Raw genomic sequence first — 640 nt, 5'->3', positions numbered from 1 at the left:
GGAGGAAACTGCTAGACTGGCCTCTTTGATGTACTCGCACTTTGGCCTCAGGCATTTGGCATCCATCCGGGAGCTCCATGAAAATCCTCGCCCTCTACACCGCCAGCCAGTCTCGCGGCCCGGTGGAAAGCCAACCAGCCGTGCAGCTGCGCGCCGGCTGCGGCATCGTTGGCGACCGCCATTACCGCCGCAACGCCAAGCCGGAAGAACAAATTACCCTGATCGAATCCGAGGCCATCGCCACCTATAACCGCGAGCACAAGCAGCAGGTCGAGCCGCACACCCTGCGCCGTAACGTGCTGACCGAAGGCGTCGATCTCAACGCCCTGGAAGGCCGGGAGTTTTTGCTCGGCAACATCCGCCTGCGCGGCATAGAGCTGTGTGAGCCTTGCTCCGTGGTAGGGCACCTGCTGGCCGGCGATCTGACCCCGCCGCAGGTCATCAAGGCCCTGCTGGGCCGGGGCGGCCTGCGTTGTGAAATCCTCTCCAGTGGCGTGATTCGCGTAGGCGATAGCATTGCCACCCATGTGACCGAAACCCTGTAGAGCGGAGACCGGCTCACCCCGATGTCGCCCTGCGCAACCTTAATCCAGGAAACCTGGCTCGAATGAACGACAAGGAAATGACGGACCCTATCCAG

At 62.0% G+C, this 640-nt stretch carries 1 protein-coding gene; it reads left to right on the top strand.

Translation table 11 applies throughout. The annotated features are described in order from the left end of the window. Positions 1-77: 77 nt before the first annotated feature. Positions 78-545: an MOSC domain-containing protein gene (locus tag A3730_RS05860; protein ID WP_063519134.1), complete on the top strand. Its 468-nt coding sequence runs from the start codon at positions 78-80 to the stop codon at positions 543-545. Positions 546-640: the final 95 nt, after the last annotated feature.

The organism is Alcanivorax sp. HI0044 (genome assembly GCF_001634945.1).
This window is presented reverse-complemented; position numbering and strand designations above follow the sequence as displayed.

Coding starts and splice junctions, on each gene's coding strand:
- A3730_RS05860 (WP_063519134.1), top strand. CDS start 78: ATGAAAATCCTCGCCCTCTACACCGCCAGCCAGTCTCGCGGCCCGGTG.